This is a genomic window from Candidatus Kinetoplastibacterium crithidii (ex Angomonas deanei ATCC 30255), from assembly GCF_000319225.1.
In the GTDB taxonomy this organism is placed as follows: domain Bacteria; phylum Pseudomonadota; class Gammaproteobacteria; order Burkholderiales; family Burkholderiaceae_B; genus Kinetoplastidibacterium; species Kinetoplastidibacterium crithidii_B.
In genome coordinates this window covers 537,331-555,807 of record NC_019815.1, presented here as the reverse complement: position 1 = coordinate 555,807, position 18,477 = coordinate 537,331, and the positions used below count along the sequence as shown (strand labels likewise).

The following is an 18,477-nucleotide window of genomic DNA, read 5'->3' as shown; positions in this document are numbered from 1 at the left end:
TTTTAATTAATTTTGCAGAGCTGTTGTTTAAGTAGTTCACGTATTTGTGAGGAATTAGCTCTCCCTTTGCTTTCTTTCATAATCTTTCCTATTAGTGAGTTGAAAGCTTTTTCTTTGCCAGATTTATAATCTTCTACTATATTTCTATTATTGGCTAAAATAGAGTTTATTATATCAATAATAATACTGTCATCATTTATTTGCTTTAGTCCATTTTTCTCTATAATATCGTCAATATTGCTTTTTTCATTATTCCATAATATTTCAAATACATCTTTTGCATTTTTATTTGACAACGTACCATCTATTATTTTTTCTATCATAGTAGCTATAGTTTTTGCTTCTATGGGTATTTCTTCTATAGTTTTATTATATTTATTCATAAATGCATTTAGGTCGCCAATCATCCAGTTAGCTACTATTTTTTCATTGCCTTTTGGAAGTTGAGATACTATTGATTCGAAATAATTAGCTATATTTATGCTGCTTGATAATTGTGATGCATCAGATTTTGTTAAGTTGTATTCTTTCTCGAATCTTATCCTTTTATTATCAGGTAATTCTGGTAAGTTTTTTCTTGTTGTTTCTATTAATTCTGGTGTTATGTATATGACAGGTAAATCGGGGTCAGGCATGTATCTATAATCTATTGCGTCTTCTTTGTTGCGCATGCTTCTAGTTTCATTCTTCTCAGAATCATATAACCTAGTTTCTTGTATAACTAATTTATTCTGTTCTAACAAGTTAATTTGTCTTTTAGATTCAAATAATATTGCTTTTTCTAGAAATTTAAAAGAGTTTATATTTTTAATTTCTGTCCTTGTTCCAAGTTCTTTTGTATTTTTTAGTTTTACAGATACGTTTGCATCACAACGAAATGATCCTTCTTGCATATTACCATCACATATACCAAGCCAAACGACTAAGTTATGCAATGTTTTTGCGTAAGCAACAGCTTCTTGTGCTGAGCAGATTTCTGGATGTGTTACTATTTCTAATAAGGGCATTCCTGCTCTATTTAAATCGATGCCAGTTGAGAATGATTGATGTATTAATTTCCCAGCATCCTCTTCTAAATGTGCCTCTACAAGATTTATTGTTTTCTTTATATCATCTTCATAAAAACAGATATTTCCACCTTGTAAAATTGGCTTATGGAATTGACTTGTTTGGTATCCTTTTGGTAAATCAGGATAAAAATAGTGTTTTCTATCAAATCTTGAATCACAAGATATCTTTGCATTTACTGCTAAACCAAATTTTATGGCGCACTTTATAGCTTCTATGTTAGCAACAGGTAAGCTACCAGGTAATGCTATATCTATCTCGTTGGTATTTTGGTTGGGTTTTTCACCAAAAGAGCAATTGCTACTAGAAAATATCTTTGTTTTTGTTAAGAGTTGCACATGGGTTTCAATACCTATCGTTGTTTCCCATTTGGAGTTCATTTGCGTATCCTATATGTTATCTGGTAATTTTTTATGCCAATTAGTATTTTGTTGATAACAATCTGATATTGCTATCATAAGAGGTTCTGAAAAATAGTTGCCAATAATTTGTAAGCCGATAGGATGTGAGTCATCACTTTTGTTAAACCCGCAAGGTATTGACATTGCTGGTAACCCTGCCAAGTTAGCACTTACTGTGTATATGTCATCTAGCCAGTCTGTATCATTTATATTTTTTATTCCAATTTTTTTGGTATTTTTCATGGTCACAGGACCCATGATAAGATCACATTCAGTATGAAATATTTTTTGGAAGCTATTAAGTATGATTCTTCTTATTTTTTGAGCTTTTAAATAAAATTGTTCATAATTATTTTTAGATAACAAATAATTTCCAAGCAATGTGCGGATCTTAACTTCATTTCCAAAACCTTCTGCTCTAGAGCGAGAGATCATTTCTTCTATGTTTTTAAATGTTGATGTTCTATAACCATAGTGAACACCATCGTAACGAGCTAGATTGCTAGATGCTTCTGCTGAAGCTATTACATAATAAGTTGGTATTGCAATTTCTGTATGTGGTATAGATATGTTTATTATATCTGCACCAAGCTTTTCGAATGTATGTATTGCTTCTTTAGTTGTTTTTAATATATCTTCATCTATTGGCATGTCAAAAAATTCTTTTGGGATGCCTATCCTTATGTCTTTTAACGGAGAGCTAGAATTCTTTCTGAAAGAATTTTTGGTATTATTAAAAGATTTTTTTATCCAACCAGTTTTTATTTCTTCTGAGCAATATTTTTTAATACTTGTAGAATCTTTATGATCATAATCGCTAATAGTGTTTAGTATTTCTAATAAATCTAAGCTACTGTTAGCAAAAACTCCAACTTGATCAAGGCTAGAAGCAAATGCTATAACGCCGTATCTTGAAACAGTTCCATAAGTTGGTTTTATCCCGCAAACTCCACACAGTGCAGCAGGCATTCTTATTGACCCACCTGTATCTGTACCTGTTGATGCCATAACTATGCGTGCGGCAACAGCTGCAGCAGAACCTCCAGAAGATCCTCCAGGCGTTATTCTAATATCCCAAGGGTTCTTGACTGGTCCATAAGCAGAGTTTTCATTGTTTGAACCCATGCCAAATTCATCACAATTCAACTTGCCTAATGAGATACTTCCAAATTCTTTTAATTTATCAACTACAGTAGCATTAAATGGACTAATGTAATTTTCTAACATTTTGCTGCCTGCAGTTGTATGCCATTGCTTTGTTGCAATATTATCTTTGTGAGCTATAGGTATTCCAGTTAATATTTTTGATGAATCTGAAGAATTTTTATCTGCTTCCTTAGCTTGTTGCAATGTCAGTTCTTCATCTAAATGCAAAAATATATTGAGATATTCTAAATCCTTGGCTTTTTCTAGAGCACTTTTTGTAATTTCTAATACACTAATATCTTTTTTTAAGATTGCATCGCGTAATTCATTTATTCCATCAAATTGTGTATGTAGTGGTTTTTTTGTCATGATTATTCAATAATTTTCGGTACTATAAATAGATTGTTTTCAAATTCTGGTGAATTGTGAATAATTGTTTCCATAAATTCTTGAGAACATGTTTGAGGGTTTATGTCTTCACGTAAATGCTTATTAAAAGTATCTATTATAGAAATTGGACTTACTAAAGGTTCTATATCATCTATCTTTATATCTTGTACTTTCTCAATTATTTTGATAACTTTATTTAGTTCTTTTTCAAATATTCCAATTTCTTCTTTTGTGATTTCAATTCTAGAAATAGTGGCAATATTATTAATATCTATTTTATTAAGAGCCATAAAAAAATGTATGTGTTAGAATGTTCAATGATGTTTTGCAATTATGTTTTGGCAGTTGTTTAATATAAAAACAGTTTATCCTACTATTGAAAATTATAATAGCTTATAGCATATTACGTAAGTATTATAAATTTATATTTTAATAGTTTGATAAAATTTTAAGAAATTATTTTTAAGCTGAGTTAAGATGTTTGGTTTTTTGCGCAGTTATTTTTCCAGTGATATGGCAATAGATTTAGGAACGGCTAATACTCTTATTTATGTTAGAGGTAAAGGTATTGTTCTTGATGAGCCATCTGTAGTTGCAATTAGACATGATGGAGGCCCTCATGGTAAGAAGATTATTCAAGCTGTAGGACATGAGGCTAAACAAATGCTTGGTAGGGTGCCAGGGAATATCGAAGCAATACGTCCTATGAAAGATGGGGTTATAGCAGATTTTACTGTAACAGAACAGATGCTTAAGCAGTTTATTAGGATGGTACATCCACGTAATATGCTTGCTCCAAGTCCAAGAATTATTGTTTGTGTTCCATGTGGATCTACTCAGGTAGAGAGGAGAGCTATCAGAGAATCTGCTTTAGGAGCAGGTGCATCTCATGTTTATTTAATAGAAGAGCCTATGGCTGCTGCTATCGGTGCAGGTTTATCTGTTTCAGATGCTAGTGGTTCTATGGTTGTAGATATAGGTGGAGGGACAACTGAAGTTGCTGTAATCTCTCTTGGAGGTATGGTTTATAAAGGCTCTGTGAGAGTTGGCGGTGACAAATTTGATGAGTCCATAGTAAATTATATAAGACGTAATTATGGTATGTTGATAGGGGAACCTACAGCTGAACTTATTAAGAAAAGTATAGGTTCTGCTTTTCCTGGTTCTGATGTAAAAGAAATAGAAGTAAAAGGTAGAAATTTAGCGGAAGGTGTTCCTAGAGGGTTTACAGTATCTTCTGGTGAAATTCTAGAATCTCTTACAGATCCTTTAAATCAAATAGTTTCAGCAGTTAAAATTGCTTTAGAGCAAACTCCTCCTGAACTAGGTGCTGATATTACAGATAAAGGTATATCGCTTACGGGCGGAGGCGCTTTACTAAGAGATCTAGATCGTCTCTTGCAAGAAGAAACTGGTTTGCCTGTAGTAGTTGCAGACGATCCTTTAACCTGTGTAGTACGAGGTTGTGGCGAGGCATTAGAACATTTAGAAAAGCTTGGTTCTATTTTTATCAACGATTGAAGATTTTTATATTTATTGTAATAAAGTAATACATGGATATGCAGCGTCAAGGGATACGGCCTTTATTTAGGCGTGGAATATCTTTAGAAATCAAGCTGTTTATTGCTTTATTAGTAGCTTTAATTTTATTAACTTGTGATGCTAGATTTCCTAACACGGTAGAACCAGTTAGGAAACTAGTGTCAGTTGTTATTTATCCTTTTCAGCGTATAGTTCTGATTCCTAGAGATATTTTCCAACGTATTAATAACTGGTTTAATGCAGCAAATATGATACGTAGAGAAAATGAGTTGTTGCAAAAGCAATATATTGAAATGGCCCAAATTACAACAAGACTTTCACAGCTGACAGCAGAAAATTATAAACTACGTAAATTACTAGGGATTACAGATGTTATAAAGGAATCTTCAATAGTAGTTGAGATTTTATATGAGTCGAATAATAGTTTTAGCCAACATCTGATTTTTAATAAAGGTAGTAAAGTTGGTGTTTCTCCCGGAATGTCTGTAATTAGTGAAGGAGGTGTTGTAGGTCAAATTATTAGGGTAACTCCAGTAACTTCTGAAGCGGCTTTAGTATCTGATCATAATGTATCGGTTCCAGTGCAGATAACTAGAAATGGTCTTCGTTTGATCACTTTTGGGTTGGGAATACCTGGCTTATTGGAAGTACGTTATTTGACTGATAATTTTGATATAAAAATTGATGATTTGTTGGTAACGAGTGGGATAGGAGGTATTTTCCCAGTTGGGTTACCTGTGGCTAAAGTTATAAAAGTTGAAAAAGATCATATATCGGGATATTCCCGCGCTATTGCTGAATCTGTTGCTCATCCTGAATATTATCGTCACTTTATTGTTTTAAAAATAGAAATAAATTAAATAAAATGAAAACAGATAAACATTTATCCCAACATAGAAGAATTGGTATGCCAAGTAATGTTGAACCTGATAAAGTAGCTAGACCAGCTCAGGCTAAATTTGTTTGGAGTAGTATATTTTTATCTTGGATGTTATCTTTAGTACCTTTTTTTTCTATGAATTTATTAGTTACGGTAATAGTGTTTTGGTGTGTGCATGACTCTTCAAGAATAGGATTATTAACTGCTTTTTGTTTTGGTATTTTGGTAGACGTACAAGGAACATTTTTTTTAGGAGAAAATGCCTTATTCTTTACCCTTTTTTCTTATTTTGCTTTAGTAATTCGTAAAAGATTATTACGTTTTGGATTATTTAGCCAAACTGTGCATATTGCTCCTATATTATTTTTTTCTTCGTTTATTAGTAAACTTTTTGTTTCTTGGATAAATATTCGTTGGGTAGGATGGGGATGGTCAAAAGAAGTTATGTTCATTCTTTTGATGTGGCCATTGGTTGGTTGGTTTTTACTTATTCCTCAACGTCCAGAGGTTATTTCTGATTCGCCAACAGTTTAATAATTTGTTTTCTATGTTTGAGCTTAATAATCAAGTAAAAGTACTAAAAAAATTCTCGGAAAGAATAATAATAGGTATTTTATTTTTTTATTTGGTTTTTGTATATTGATAGTTAGATTATGGTATTTGCAAGTTAGTTTATATGAAGGTTTGTCTGAGAAAGCAGACAATAATCGTATAGCTGTTGTTCCTATGCCTCCTAAGAGGGGTAGTGTTTTTGACCGTAATGGTGAGATTCTTGCTTGTAGTAATTGTGTTTATACATTAGAGATGTCTTCAGTAAAAGCTGACAAGTTAGAATCTTTATTCAAAGAATTGGAACCAGCAATTAAAATTAGTGAAAACAATAAGCGAAGAATAGCTCGTCAGGTTATAGAGTATGGTAGATATAAGCCTATAATTATTCGAAATAAGTTAAACGAATTTGAAGTTTCTTGGTTTGCTTCCCATGCCTTTAAGTTTCCAGAATTAAAAATAAAGTCAAGATGGATAAGAGAATATCCTTATTGTTATGAAGTTTCTCATGTTGTTGGTTATATAGGTAGAATATCTGATAATGATTTTAGAATTTTAGATGATAGTAAAATAGCTAATTATCGTGGTAGTCAATTAATCGGGAAGAAAGGTATAGAAAAAACTTGGGAAACAACTTTGCATGGTTATACAGGTTTTAAAGAAGTAGAGGTAACAGCAGCAGGAAAACCTGTTCGTATTTTAAAGTCAGTAGATCCTATTCCAGGTAAAGATATTTTTCTTTCTATAGATATAGGATTACAAAAGACTATTTATAATGCTTTTGCCTCTAAAAAAGGAGCTGTTGTTGCAATAGATCCAAATACAGGGGAAATTTTGGCATTGGTTTCTGTGCCATCATTTGATCCAAATTTATTTATAGACGGTATAGATAAAAATAGCTGGGACTCACTTAATAACTCACATGATTATCCATTAATAAATAGGGCATTATATGGAACCTATCCAATAGGGTCTGTTTATAAGCCATTCGTAGCTTTGGCAGCTTTAGAGTTAGGAAAAAGAAGTTCTAATGATAAAATTATGGATCCAGGGTATTTTGAATGTGGTGGTCAGAAGTTTCGTAATCCAGGCAGTATTGCTCATGGTTTGGTCGATATGTATAAAGCTATAGTTGTTTCTTCAGATACATATTTTTATTCGCTTGGCCTAGATATAGGTGTTGATGAACTACACGATTTTATTAAACAGTTCGGTTTTGGTCAAAAATTAGATATAGATTTAGATGGTGAAAAACAAGGGATTCTACCATCAACTGAGTGGAAACGTAAAAAATATTCTAACAAAAAAATGCAAAAATGGTATTTAGGAGATACTATTTCTCTAATGGTTGGCCAGGGTTACAATTCATTTACTTTATTACAATTGGCACAGGGTCTTACTGTTTTAGCAAATAATGGATTATATAGAAAACCTCATTTAGTTTATAAAACTAAGTCACCTACTTTAGAAAATGAAGAAAGAATCTTTTATGAACCATTACATCAAGTGCCGTTAAATTATGATAATGTTAGTTTCATAAAATCTGCTATGAAAGATGTCATAAATTATGGTACAGCTAAAAATGCTTTCTTACGAGCTCCTTATTCTGTAGCAGGAAAAACAGGAACTGCTCAAGTATTTAGTTTGCGAGGTAGTAAATACAATGCTAAATTCATAGATGAGAAACTACGTGATCATGCCTTATTTATGGGGTTTGCTCCTTCAGATAATCCTAAGATTGCTGTAGCTATTATTGTTGAAAATGGTGGGTGGGGTTCAAAAGAAGCTGCCCCTATAGCTCGTAAAATTTTTGATTATTGGTTATTAAATAATAATTAGTGTTATCTGAAGATAGTATTTGCTTATATAGAAGGATAGAAGGGTTTTTATGAAATTTTCTTTTTACGATATTTTTCATAGATTCATCAATAGTATGGATTTTTTTATATTATTTATATATTTTGCTCTTTCTATTGTGGGTCTAGTTGCTTTGCGGTCAGCTGTGGGGTACTATGATTTGCGTTTTTCAGCTCAAATATATAATTGTATTATTGCATTTTCAGCAATGCTTTTTGTTTCTATGCTTCCTCCAGCATGGTTGAAAAATTTTTCATTGCCTTTTTACATATTTGGCGTATTTCTACTTTTGTGCGTAGAGTTTTTTGGAGAAACTACTAAGGGAGCAACTCGTTGGTTAAGTATAGGGTTTACGAGAATACAGCCTTCAGAAATGTTGAAAATTGCTGTACCTATGATGTTAGCATGGTATTTTGATAAAGTGCAAAATAATGATAGATTGCATAAAAGAGATTTTTTTATTGCATTTGTAATTTTGATGGTGCCATTTTCGCTTATTATTCTACAACCAGATTTAGGAACATCTTTGTTAGTATTAGCATCAGGCTTTTTTGTTATTTATTTTGCTGGATTATCATTCAGAATAATAGTTCCTATTGTAGTATTAGTTATTTCTTTAATATGTATATTGCTTTTTTATAAAGATTTTCTTTGTACTTCAGACGTTAGTTGGTTTTTTTTTCATGATTATCAAAAGAATAGAATTTGTACTTTATTAAACCCTTTGTCTGATCCTTTAGGAAATGGATTTCATACAATACAATCTATGATAGCTATTGGATCTGGAGGTTTATATGGAAAAGGTTATATGCAAGGTACCCAGTCACATTTGGATTTTATTCCAGAAAGGATGACTGATTTTATTTTTGCTGTATTTGCAGAAGAGTTTGGTTTATATGGTTGTGTTTTTTTGCTAATTATATATTTTTTATTAATTTTATTTGGTTTAAAAATATCTATGTCAGCAAAAACTTCATTTTCTAGATTATTATCAGCTTCTATATCAATGATGTTTTTTGTTTATGTATTTGTAAATATAGGAATGGTAACTGGAATATTACCTGTAGTAGGTGTTCCATTACCTTTTATGAGTTACGGTGGGTCAGCATTTTTAAATATAGGGATATCTTGTGGTCTTTTAATGAATATTAAAAATGAATCTAAAACAAAAGTACAAAGGATTTAATATCTTTATGTTTAAATCCTTTGTACTAGAAATAACTGATTTACAAAGTAACATTAAGTTTAGTTGCTAAGGACGATATGTTTTTCCAAATTGAATCTTCAAACTCTATAGATTCGTTATTATTAACTTTGCTATTGTATTCATACTCACCAGGATATTGAACTTTATCAATTCCAGGCTGTGGTGGACAAGAATGCAAGTAGTCTATATAAGCATTACTCTCTAAATCTTTCCAGTTATTGTTTTTATTTACAAGGTCAGGGTTAATAATTATGGCAAACATATTATTCATAGCAGCTCCTAGCCTTGGATTACCAGGCTGGATAGTACCACCATTTGTTAGGATACCTGCTAACAGTTCCGCAGTTAAACCTAATGCATATCCTTTATGTGCACCAAACGGCAATAATGCACCTGGTGGATTTGTGAACAAAACATTTGGATCATTGGTTGGTTTACCATTAGCATCTATCATACTTCCATTATCAGCTTTAAGTCCTTTAGTAGCTAAAACCCTAGCTTTATTAATAGCCATAGAACTGGTTGCCATATCAACTATGAAATAGGGGCGCCCATTTGGTAATGGTATTGCAAAACATAGTGGATTTGTAGTCATTCTAGCAGTAGCCCCTCCATAAGGAGCTACTGTAGGCTCACGATTAATGACATTAGTAAATGCTAGCAAAATCATTCCAGATGCTGCTGCTATTTCTCCATAATAGCCCATTCTTCCTAAATGATGGCAGTTATTAACTGTAACTATGCATTGACCATGTTTATTTGCACGGTCAATTGCTTGTTTTATAACAACTTTTCCAACATGTTGACCAAAGCCTTTATTCCCGTTAAAACCTAGAATAGCAGGTTGATCGTTAAAAAGTTCTGGCCTACCATCTGCTTTAATAAAGCCATTTGCTAAAACTTTCTGATAAGTTGGTAGGATAGACAAACCATGGCTTGTATATCCTACTTGATCGGAAGTAACTAAATGTTCAGAAACGTCAAATGCAATATCCACAGGTACTCCCTGTGCTATTAGTATTTTTTGACCAAAAGTAATAGCTTGTTGGATATCTAGTTTCATATTTTTAGCCTATAAAAGTCCTAACCAATGCCAGTAAGTAACACTAAATAGTAACATTAGAAGATACCCTACTATGGTTATAATTGTTCCTATAATTGCAAACTGCTTAACATTAAATGTTTCTGTAGCTAAACAAACCATGTTTTGAGGTGCATTTATTGGCAAAATAAATCCAAAACTTACAACAAACCCTAATAACATAGTTATGCCTACTCTGTTAAAGTCACCAGGCATTGTTGTTAAAACTGATATTATTATTGGTAACAAAGCTGATGCTAAGGCTGTAGCGCTAGCGAAACCAAGATGTATTATAATTAAGAATGCGGCTAAAATAGCAAAGATAGCGACAGGAGAGAATTGATCTATACCTGTATTTAAAACAACTTGTTTTCCTAACCATTGACCAGCTTCTGTGGTTAGTAGGGTTGTTCCTAAGCTTACACCTATACCAAATACTATTACTGTACCCCAAGGTATACGAGATTGTATATCTTTCCATGACATTACACCAAAACCAGGCATTATTAATAACACCAAACCTACATATGTTGTTGATGTAGTATCAAAATTATGCAAACTACCTTCGGTAGCCCAGAAAAACAGCAAAAATAGAGAAATTAGTAGCAAACGTTTTTGTGGAGAACTCATTGGACCAAGTTCTACAAGAGATTTCTCTACAGCTTCTTTTCCAAAGGTTATGCCATTAGGTTCTGGTGGTAACATTTTTAGAACTAATGCTATTAGGAATACTGACATAATTGCTGACCAAGGAGCTCCGGCCAAGAACCAATCAGACCAAGAAGGGGCTTCTCCCAGCATTTTACTCATAAATCCAGAGGTAAGTAGATTTTGTGCTGAGGCAGTTTTAATTCCTATATTCCATATGCCTGTTGCTTGTGCTACTACTATCATTATTCCAGCAGCTATGTTTGATCTTTTATTAATGCCGAAAGATGTTATTATGCCCATCATGATTGGTACAACAGCAGCACTTCTTGCAGTTGCACTAGGAACAGCTAAGCTAAGTATAATTGTAACTGCTATAGCTCCAATCATAATACGTTTAGTGCTGGTTCCAACTTTTGATAAAGTATATAAAGCTATTCTTTTATCAAGCCCTGTAAAAGTCATGGCTCCAGCAATAAATAGGGCTCCCCAAACTAATGCTAATGCGGAATTAGAAAACCCAGATAATGCAAAACCCATAGCTGTTGATGTTCCATATAGAACATCTGGATTCTTAACATTAGGGGCCGTTCCTATTAAGAAGGCCATTAAAACTGTAATCATTATTGCACTAGCTTCATATGAAACAGCTTCAGTAACCCAAACAATCACAGCAAAAGCCAATATTGCTAGCATACGATGTCCTGCTACCGGAAGATCTCCCGACAGAGGCATTAAAAGAACCCCAATAAGAGCAAAGACTCCCATCAATAATCCAATGGGAAGCTTAGATTTGCCCGCTGGGGAGGGAGGAATTGCTTTTGACTTAGTCATACTTACTCTCCAATACAGCTTAATTTAAGTTTAAAAAGAAAATCAACAATTAAAATACTAATTTTAATACTTCTGACAGAAATTTTTTAGATATTTTATTGATATTAATCAAAACAAGTTGATAAATATATATCTAAGAAATTTTATTTTACTAACATAATGCTAAGCAAATTTCATAAAATACTTATTTATGAAATCATGGTACCTACTCCTTGATCAGTTAATAATTCTAAAAGTAAACAATGATGTACTCTGCCGTCTACTATATGAACGGAATTAACTCCGTTTTTTGTTGCTTCTAGTGCAGATGATATTTTCGGCATCATTCCGCCAGAAATTGTGCCATCATTGAACAAACGTTCAATTTCTATCTCTGTAAGATTTCTTAACAGTTTTCCATTTTTATCTAGAACGCCACTTGTATTAGTCATCATAATTAATTTTTCAGCTTTTAATGTTTCTGCAAGTTTGCCAGCAACAAGATCAGCATTAATATTATAAGCAGTTCCATCTTCTCCATAACCAATGGGTGATATTACTGGAATAAACTGATCATTTTGTAATGCTTTTACAACTGAGGTGTCAATTTTATCAACTTCTCCAACAAATCCTAGATCTAGAAATTTACTGACATCTTCTTTACTAGGAATAAGTTTTTTTCTTGCTTGAATTAATGTTCCATCTTTACCTGTTAATCCTACAGCTTTACCACCAAACTCATTAATCATCATTACAATATCTTGTTGAACTTGACCACCAAGCACCCATTCAACAACTTCCATTGTTTCAGAATCTGTAACCCTCATCCCTTCTATAAAAGAACCTTTTTTGCCTATTTTAAGAAGAGCATTATCAATTTGAGGTCCGCCACCATGTACTAAGACTGGTTTTAATCCTACTAGTTTTAGAAGCACTAGATCGTTTGCTACGCTTCTTTGTAGATTACTATCAGTCATTGCATTGCCGCCATATTTAATTACTATGGTTTTTCCATGGAATTTTCTAATATATGGTAGCGCTTCAGAGAGAATACAGGCTTTTATTTCTGAGGAAATTTTGTGCATGTTATTATAGATATCATTCATAATAAAAAGATATAAGTATTTAATAAATCAATTTGTTTAATGGAAATTTATGACTTATCTAAGATACTTGCATAATCATAAAATATTTTTCTGTTTAGGAATTTAATTCTCCATATCATGTTTATTATAAACTAATATTAACATTAATCACCTTGGATATTAAATATTATATTGAATGTTTTCAAAGACGGAGGGATTTTTGTTAAGGATTATTTATTTTTATTATCTATATATTCGAATAATTTGATAACATGCTCTACTCCATTAGTATTAGCTGCTATGCGAGCTGCTTTTTCTCCTTCAAGTCTAGTAACTCTTCCCATAAGGAATACTCTTTTTTGATCAGCAATAATATTTATTGTAGCAGATGGCACATCCTTGTTTCTTAATAAAGATGCTTTGATTTTTGAAGCTAAGAATCTTTCTTTTGATCTTTCAAAAGAATTGGTAGGTTTTCTAACCTGCAATTGATTAATTATCATAATATCATTGCTAATTGAAGAAGATTTTTTGCCTACAAGTGCGATGTCTGACGATTTTTCTACATATCCTGTAATCAATACCATTTTATTATAGGATTTTACATTTATCGCAAATTTTTGAGAGTTATTGTTTTTTAAGGCTTTATTAATAGCATTGTTTATTTTTATTTCTAAAGCACAATCCTCAATTTGAGTAAGCATATTTCTTCTATCACTGACTAATGATATAGTTGTTAATGTTGTTCCTCCTATAATAACTGGCATCAATGAACATGCTGATAATGATGATGCTATAATTAAAGTTAAAAATAGTTTAAAACAATGTTTTATAAGTCTGTTTTGGTTTGATATCATTTTGTAATTTTCATATATGTAATTTCTATTAAAACTTATTTAGTCATAAATCTTTTCAAATTGATTATAACTAATAATTCTTTAATTATAGTTTTGTTTGAATATTTATATGAAATTTATTGTTTTATGTTTTCATAATATATAGTCTAAGTTTATGTTAAGTGAAAAAAAATATTCTGATGTTTATGTAAGTAAGATAGTTAATTCTTTAGATAATATTAGTTTACAAAGCTGGCCACGATCTGTTTTATACATAGTAGCAACTCCCATTGGTAATCTCGGTGATATTACTTTGAGAGCTTTATTTTGTTTGAATATTATGGATTTGATAGCTGTTGAAGACACTAGAGTAAGTAATATTTTATTTAATTTTTATGGGATAAAAAAAACATTGATTTCTGCACATAAATATAGTGAGAAAGAAGTTGCGGTTAAAATTTGTAAAGAATTATCATCAGGTAATAGGGTAGCTTTAGTATCTGATGCAGGATCTCCAGTAATCAGTGATCCTGGTTCAACAGTTATAGAATTTGTTAGAAATCAAGGTTATAAGGTTGTGCCTATTCCCGGGGCTAGTGCGGTGACAACAGCCTTAATGGGTGCTGGAATAACAAACTATGAGAACCCTGGTTATTTTTTTGCTGGATTCATCCCAACTAAACGTATTCAGAGATTGAGCTTTTTTAAAAAAAATAAGAATCTAAACATTCCTTTGGTAATGTTTGATTCTCCTCATAGGATAGTTAGTAGTTTAAATGATCTGCTTGATATCTTCGGTCCATTAAGACTTGTAACAATAGCGAGAGAGTTAACAAAAAAATTTGAAGAAATTTCCACTTTTCAGTTGCAGCATTATCTTGAGAAATTTGCAACAAAATACGACAATAAAGGAGAATTTGTTGTAATAATTCATTCGAGCCAAGATCATAATAATAATGACGAATTAATTGGTAGCTTCGATGATGATATCTTGTCTTTAATCTCAGATGGATTATCTTTGAGTGACATAATTAAGGTGATAGCCAAAACAACAGGTGTTTCTAAAAGTAAACTTTATGAACATTCTATAAAATTAGTTTCAAAAAATGTATAAGTTTTATAAAGATGACTTTACTCCTTTGGGGCCCATAAGAATAGTTTCTTCTGAAAACAGTATTGTTGGAGCTTATTTTTTAGATTCAAAATCTGAAAAGATTAAAGATCATTCTATGATAAGAATACAAGAAGATAATTTATTAGATCATGCTATTTTAGAATTGAAACAATGGTTTTTAGGTGATAGAACTAGCTTTAGTGTGCCGTTGAAGCCGTATGGAACTTCTTTTCAGAACAAGGTATGGGAATCTTTAAGTACTATACCTTTTGGTATGTCTGTAAGTTATGGTGATATAGCTAGAAATATAGGGATTAATCAAGCATATAGAGCAGTAGGTACAGCGATTTCTAAAAATCCAATCGTGATATTCATTCCTTGTCATCGTGTTATTGGGAAGAATAATCAATTGAAAGGTTTTGCACAAGGACTATGGCGAAAAAAGGTTCTATTATATAGAGAGAATTTTATATCATATGCATATTGCAGAAAAAAATATGAAGTTTGATATTATTAATTAAGATTTAATTATATATCAATTATTATTCAATATTGCTATAGCTTGTCTATTTATAAAATCATTTAGAGTGTCTATTCCCCTCATTTTGAGTATCATATCTCTAACTGCTGCTTCTACAATTACAGCTAAGTTACGTCCAGCTGCAACCTGTATCATAACTTTTCTTATAGGGACTCCTAAAACATCTTGTGTTATATTATTTTGAAGAGGTAGCCTTTCATAGTTATCATTCGCAACAGTTCTTAGCAAGTGTACTATAAGCTTAAGACGCATTTTTCTTCGAACAGCGATTTCTCCGAATATAGTCTTTATATCAAGCAATCCTAAACCTCTAACTTCCAATAGATTTTGCAAAAGTGAGGGACATCTTCCTTCTATAAAATTTGGTGCAATTTGAAATAACTCTACAGCATCATCTGCAATTAAGCCATGACCTCTTGAAATTAATTCAAGGGCAAGTTCACTTTTTCCGAGACCTGATTCTCCTATAACTAACACTCCTATTCCAAACACATCCAAGAATACACCATGTATTATCTCAGTTGGTGCTAGTTTTTTGTCTATATAAGATCGCAATAAGTCTATTAATTGAGCAGTATCAGTTTTAGTAGATAACAATGGTATTTTATAATAGGAGCATTTTTCTATTAGGTCATTTGGTATTGGCAAATTGTTTGCTATTAATATTGCAGAAACATTCCCAGTGGCTAATTCCTCAATGATATATAGTCTTCTGTTTACATCTAGTCGAGTATAATACTCAAGTTCTTCATTTCCTAATACTTGGATTCTAGAAGGATGAATTAAGTTTAAATGTCCTATGAGGCTTGTTGCTGAAGCCTTGTCCCCATATGATATATATTTTTTTTCATATTCTTGTCCAGTTATCCATTGGAATCCAATCTCTTCATTATTTTCAGTTATTATTTCTTTTAGTGTAAGCATTGTCATATTCTTAATAGTTTTTAAAAAAATTATGATTTTTTTGCAAAGAATGGAAATAGATATATTTTCCCTTCGATTGTTTTAGTGATTGCTTGCTTTTGATTAACAAGGAAATTGATTTTGAAGGCCCTATGAAGAAATCAAAGGATATATAAAAATATAAGATGGTTATGATAACATAAGTTATATATTGCATTGATATTTGTGTAGCTGTTTTTCTTATGTAAATACTGAGTAAGAATTGGTGACTTTAGTAATTCTATTGTTTTTTGAAAGCATTCTGGCTATTTTAAGTGATTTTTTTGTTGTTTGTTGAGGAGTTTAATATTTTTAATTGGTAGTATTATGTCAAACATATATCCTATATTCTCTGTAGAAGTTAAAAGATAAATTATTTTTTGTTTTATTTAATTTGTATATTTAGTTTGTTTTTTCTCTCTTTATATATACTTGTGTTGATGATTCAATATACTAATTAGTTTAATAAATGGGCAAACTTGTCGATGTTATAATTGGAAATTATTTCCTAGGTATACTTTTATTACAGAGTGATTTGTTACTATTTCCGATGGGCTACCGCTAGTTACAACTTTCCCGTTGTTAATGATATAGGCTCTGTTGCAAATTTTCAGTGTCTCTCTTACATTATGGTCTGTGATTAATACTCCTACGCCACGGTTTTTTAGAAAAGTTATAATTTGTTGTATCTCGATAATAGACACAGGGTCAACTCCAGCAAATGGTTCATCTAAAAGTAAGAATTTTGGATTTGTTGCTAATGCTCTTGCTATTTCTACACGTCTTCTTTCTCCTCCAGACAGAGAGAGAGCCATCGCTTTACGTAATCTAGTTATTTGCAATTCTTCTAGTAATAAATCTGTATGGTGATTAATCTCATTCTTAGATAAGCTCTTATTGCTAGATATTTCTAATATAGCTTTGATATTTTGTTCTACATTAAGGTTTCTAAATATTGAAGCTTCTTGTGGTAAATAAGATAAACCCATTCTAGATCTTTTATGTATTGGAAAATTTGTTATATTAGTAGAATCAATTTCAATTAAGCCTGAATCTACTGGTACTAGTCCTAGAATCATATAGAAAATTGTTGTCTTACCTGATCCATTAGGACCTAGTAAGCCTACAATTTCATTACTGCTTATTTCTAAAGAGATGTCATTAACCGAAATTCTTTCATTATAAATTTTCTTTAGTTTAGATGCCTTTAGAGTTCTTATTTTTCTACTATCATCATTTTTCATATGTTGGATTTTTCATAATACTGGGTTAAGAATAGTAGCTAGTATTCAATAAAATTCATTATTTACTTTACAATATTTATCTCTTTATTCGTCGCGATATGCAGATCTAGATAAATTATTTTTACTTTGCCGCTTAGATATAGTGTATTTGTAACATTGTTATATTTAAGATCACTACATATTCCATTTATTAGATCATATCCTAGTTGATTTGATAAATAGAAAGCAACGCTGTTTAATGACCTTGCCTCATAAACTTGACTAATGTCATCAAGAAAAATTTCATCTGCTGTAATCTTAAATAGATTATTAGATAGGGTGGCATCTTTGCAAAATTTGTATAATTTCTTATTTTTATCATAATAAAAACTACTGGCCGCTATTATTGTTTCATTAATTTGCCATTCATTTTTTATTGTTATATTTGCAGCCATGGCAGCATTTATTAGTATATAAACAATGCTAGTTATTGATAAAAAAATAGAACAATACTTGATTCTAGTAACGTTCCAATCGGACATTTTAAGATCTTTTTGAAATATTAATATTAGGTTTTATAGCTTCAATATCTTTGTTATTTATCTGTGTAATACTATCTCCTGTTAATACTTTTTTGATATGTCCTTCAGAATCAGTTTTTATGATTTTAAAGTTTGTGCCTACAGCTTTTTGTTTGCAGTTTTTTTCTTCTGTTTCTATACGGTTGTATTCAGAGAGCAGAGACCAACTGATTAGTAATAATATAATCATTAATGTTCTTGTTGCTGCCATGTTTAAACCATCATTTGTGATTTTATAGAGTTTTACATATTTAGTAGTTTTCTTTTTATAGCTAAGTCAGATATTTTATCAAAGATTTATCATCATTAATATGTTCAGCATTTAATTTTTTTAGAAGAAATAGTTCTATCTGGTTTTTTATTGAACTTTTATTATTGTATTTGATGACCTGAAATTATTTTATTTATGGTAATTTAATTTGCATTGTAAATAACCATTGACAACAATGGTCTGTTGTTTATTTATCTTTTATTTAAAATATATAATTTTTTTGATTAATTTAAAAAATCAAATCCTTAGCTACTATATTAAATTGTATGGATATTATCAGCATTTCTCTTGATTTGATACAG

At 31.2% G+C, this 18,477-nt stretch carries 18 protein-coding genes; 7 read left to right on the top strand and 11 right to left on the bottom strand.

The genetic code is table 11. From position 1 onward, the window contains the following. Nucleotides 1-2 precede the first annotated feature (2 nt). The 3 genes from gatB to gatC are packed head-to-tail and all read right to left on the bottom strand — an operon-like array spanning nt 3 to nt 3,295. Entirely contained in the window at nt 3-1,448 is a 1,446-nt protein-coding gene (gene gatB, locus CKCE_RS02575; RefSeq protein ID WP_015238767.1) for an Asp-tRNA(Asn)/Glu-tRNA(Gln) amidotransferase subunit GatB, read from the bottom strand. Nucleotides 1,449-1,457: 9 nt separating this feature from the next. Continuing rightward, nucleotides 1,458-2,984 (bottom strand): Asp-tRNA(Asn)/Glu-tRNA(Gln) amidotransferase subunit GatA, encoded by a 1,527-nt coding sequence (gatA, locus tag CKCE_RS02570; RefSeq protein WP_015238766.1) that lies wholly within the window; start codon nt 2,982-2,984, stop codon nt 1,458-1,460. A 2-nt stretch (nt 2,985-2,986) separates the two neighbouring features. Next, a complete protein-coding gene (gene gatC, locus CKCE_RS02565) occupies nt 2,987-3,295 on the bottom strand; it encodes an Asp-tRNA(Asn)/Glu-tRNA(Gln) amidotransferase subunit GatC (RefSeq protein WP_015238765.1) in 309 nt (102 codons plus the stop codon). Between the two features lie 187 nt (nt 3,296-3,482). Here gatC and CKCE_RS02560 point away from each other — a divergent pair, with 187 nt between their 5' ends. From CKCE_RS02560 to rodA, 5 genes are all read left to right on the top strand, one after another. Next, the gene (locus CKCE_RS02560; protein ID WP_015238764.1) at nt 3,483-4,526 is read left to right on the top strand and encodes a rod shape-determining protein; all 1,044 of its coding nucleotides are present in this window, start codon (nt 3,483-3,485) and stop codon (nt 4,524-4,526) included. A 38-nt stretch (nt 4,527-4,564) separates the two neighbouring features. Beyond that, complete coding sequence (mreC, locus tag CKCE_RS02555; protein ID WP_015389185.1) at nt 4,565-5,407, top strand: rod shape-determining protein MreC; 843 nt, start codon at nt 4,565-4,567, stop codon at nt 5,405-5,407. Between the two features lie 5 nt (nt 5,408-5,412). Further along, entirely contained in the window at nt 5,413-5,961 is a 549-nt protein-coding gene (gene mreD / locus CKCE_RS02550; RefSeq protein WP_015238762.1) for a rod shape-determining protein MreD, read from the top strand. A 105-nt stretch (nt 5,962-6,066) separates the two neighbouring features. Beyond that, complete coding sequence (gene mrdA / locus CKCE_RS02545; protein ID WP_015238761.1) at nt 6,067-7,815, top strand: penicillin-binding protein 2; 1,749 nt, start codon at nt 6,067-6,069, stop codon at nt 7,813-7,815. A gap of 49 nt (nt 7,816-7,864) precedes the next feature. Further along, nucleotides 7,865-9,019 carry a rod shape-determining protein RodA gene (gene rodA, locus CKCE_RS02540; protein WP_015238760.1) on the top strand — a complete coding sequence of 385 codons (1,155 nt, stop codon included), beginning with the start codon at nt 7,865-7,867 and terminating at the stop codon, nt 9,017-9,019. Between the two features lie 40 nt (nt 9,020-9,059). On the opposite strand, the gene CKCE_RS02535 is transcribed toward rodA, so the two are convergent. The 4 genes from CKCE_RS02535 to CKCE_RS02520 all read right to left on the bottom strand — a co-directional run bounded on the left by CKCE_RS02535 (nt 9,060) and on the right by CKCE_RS02520 (nt 13,524). Then, a complete protein-coding gene (locus CKCE_RS02535; RefSeq protein ID WP_015238759.1) occupies nt 9,060-10,103 on the bottom strand; it encodes an Ldh family oxidoreductase in 1,044 nt (347 codons plus the stop codon). Nucleotides 10,104-10,112: 9 nt separating this feature from the next. Continuing rightward, nucleotides 10,113-11,603: a DASS family sodium-coupled anion symporter gene (locus tag CKCE_RS02530; protein WP_015389183.1), complete on the bottom strand. Its 1,491-nt coding sequence runs from the start codon at nt 11,601-11,603 to the stop codon at nt 10,113-10,115. A gap of 188 nt (nt 11,604-11,791) precedes the next feature. After that, a complete protein-coding gene (gene argB / locus CKCE_RS02525; protein WP_015238756.1) occupies nt 11,792-12,688 on the bottom strand; it encodes an acetylglutamate kinase in 897 nt (298 codons plus the stop codon). A 209-nt stretch (nt 12,689-12,897) separates the two neighbouring features. Further along, nucleotides 12,898-13,524 carry a BON domain-containing protein gene (locus tag CKCE_RS02520; protein ID WP_015389182.1) on the bottom strand — a complete coding sequence of 209 codons (627 nt, stop codon included), beginning with the start codon at nt 13,522-13,524 and terminating at the stop codon, nt 12,898-12,900. A 154-nt stretch (nt 13,525-13,678) separates the two neighbouring features. Between CKCE_RS02520 and rsmI the strand changes: the two genes are divergently transcribed. Both rsmI and CKCE_RS02510 read left to right on the top strand, forming a co-directional pair. Further along, nucleotides 13,679-14,617, top strand: a complete 939-nt coding sequence (gene rsmI / locus CKCE_RS02515; protein WP_015238754.1) for a 16S rRNA (cytidine(1402)-2'-O)-methyltransferase — start codon at nt 13,679-13,681, stop codon at nt 14,615-14,617. Beyond that, on the top strand, nt 14,610-15,125 hold the full coding sequence (locus CKCE_RS02510) for a methylated-DNA--[protein]-cysteine S-methyltransferase (protein WP_015238753.1): 516 nt from the start codon (nt 14,610-14,612) through the stop codon (nt 15,123-15,125). Before rsmI ends, CKCE_RS02510 begins: the two co-directional genes overlap by 8 nt. Nucleotides 15,126-15,152: 27 nt before the next feature. Here the strand turns inward: CKCE_RS02510 and hprK are convergent, their stop codons facing one another. The 4 genes from hprK to lptC all read right to left on the bottom strand — a co-directional run bounded on the left by hprK (nt 15,153) and on the right by lptC (nt 18,115). Then, the gene (hprK, locus tag CKCE_RS02505) at nt 15,153-16,082 is read right to left on the bottom strand and encodes an HPr(Ser) kinase/phosphatase (protein WP_041572050.1); all 930 of its coding nucleotides are present in this window, start codon (nt 16,080-16,082) and stop codon (nt 15,153-15,155) included. Nucleotides 16,083-16,588: 506 nt separating this feature from the next. Next, nucleotides 16,589-17,344 (bottom strand): LPS export ABC transporter ATP-binding protein, encoded by a 756-nt coding sequence (lptB, locus tag CKCE_RS02500; RefSeq protein WP_015238751.1) that lies wholly within the window; start codon nt 17,342-17,344, stop codon nt 16,589-16,591. 62 nt (nt 17,345-17,406) lie between these two features. Continuing rightward, a complete protein-coding gene (locus tag CKCE_RS02495; protein ID WP_015238750.1) occupies nt 17,407-17,865 on the bottom strand; it encodes a hypothetical protein in 459 nt (152 codons plus the stop codon). 1 nt (nt 17,866) lies between these two features. Continuing rightward, nucleotides 17,867-18,115 carry an LPS export ABC transporter periplasmic protein LptC gene (gene lptC, locus CKCE_RS02490; protein WP_015238749.1) on the bottom strand — a complete coding sequence of 83 codons (249 nt, stop codon included), beginning with the start codon at nt 18,113-18,115 and terminating at the stop codon, nt 17,867-17,869. Nucleotides 18,116-18,477 lie beyond the last annotated feature (362 nt).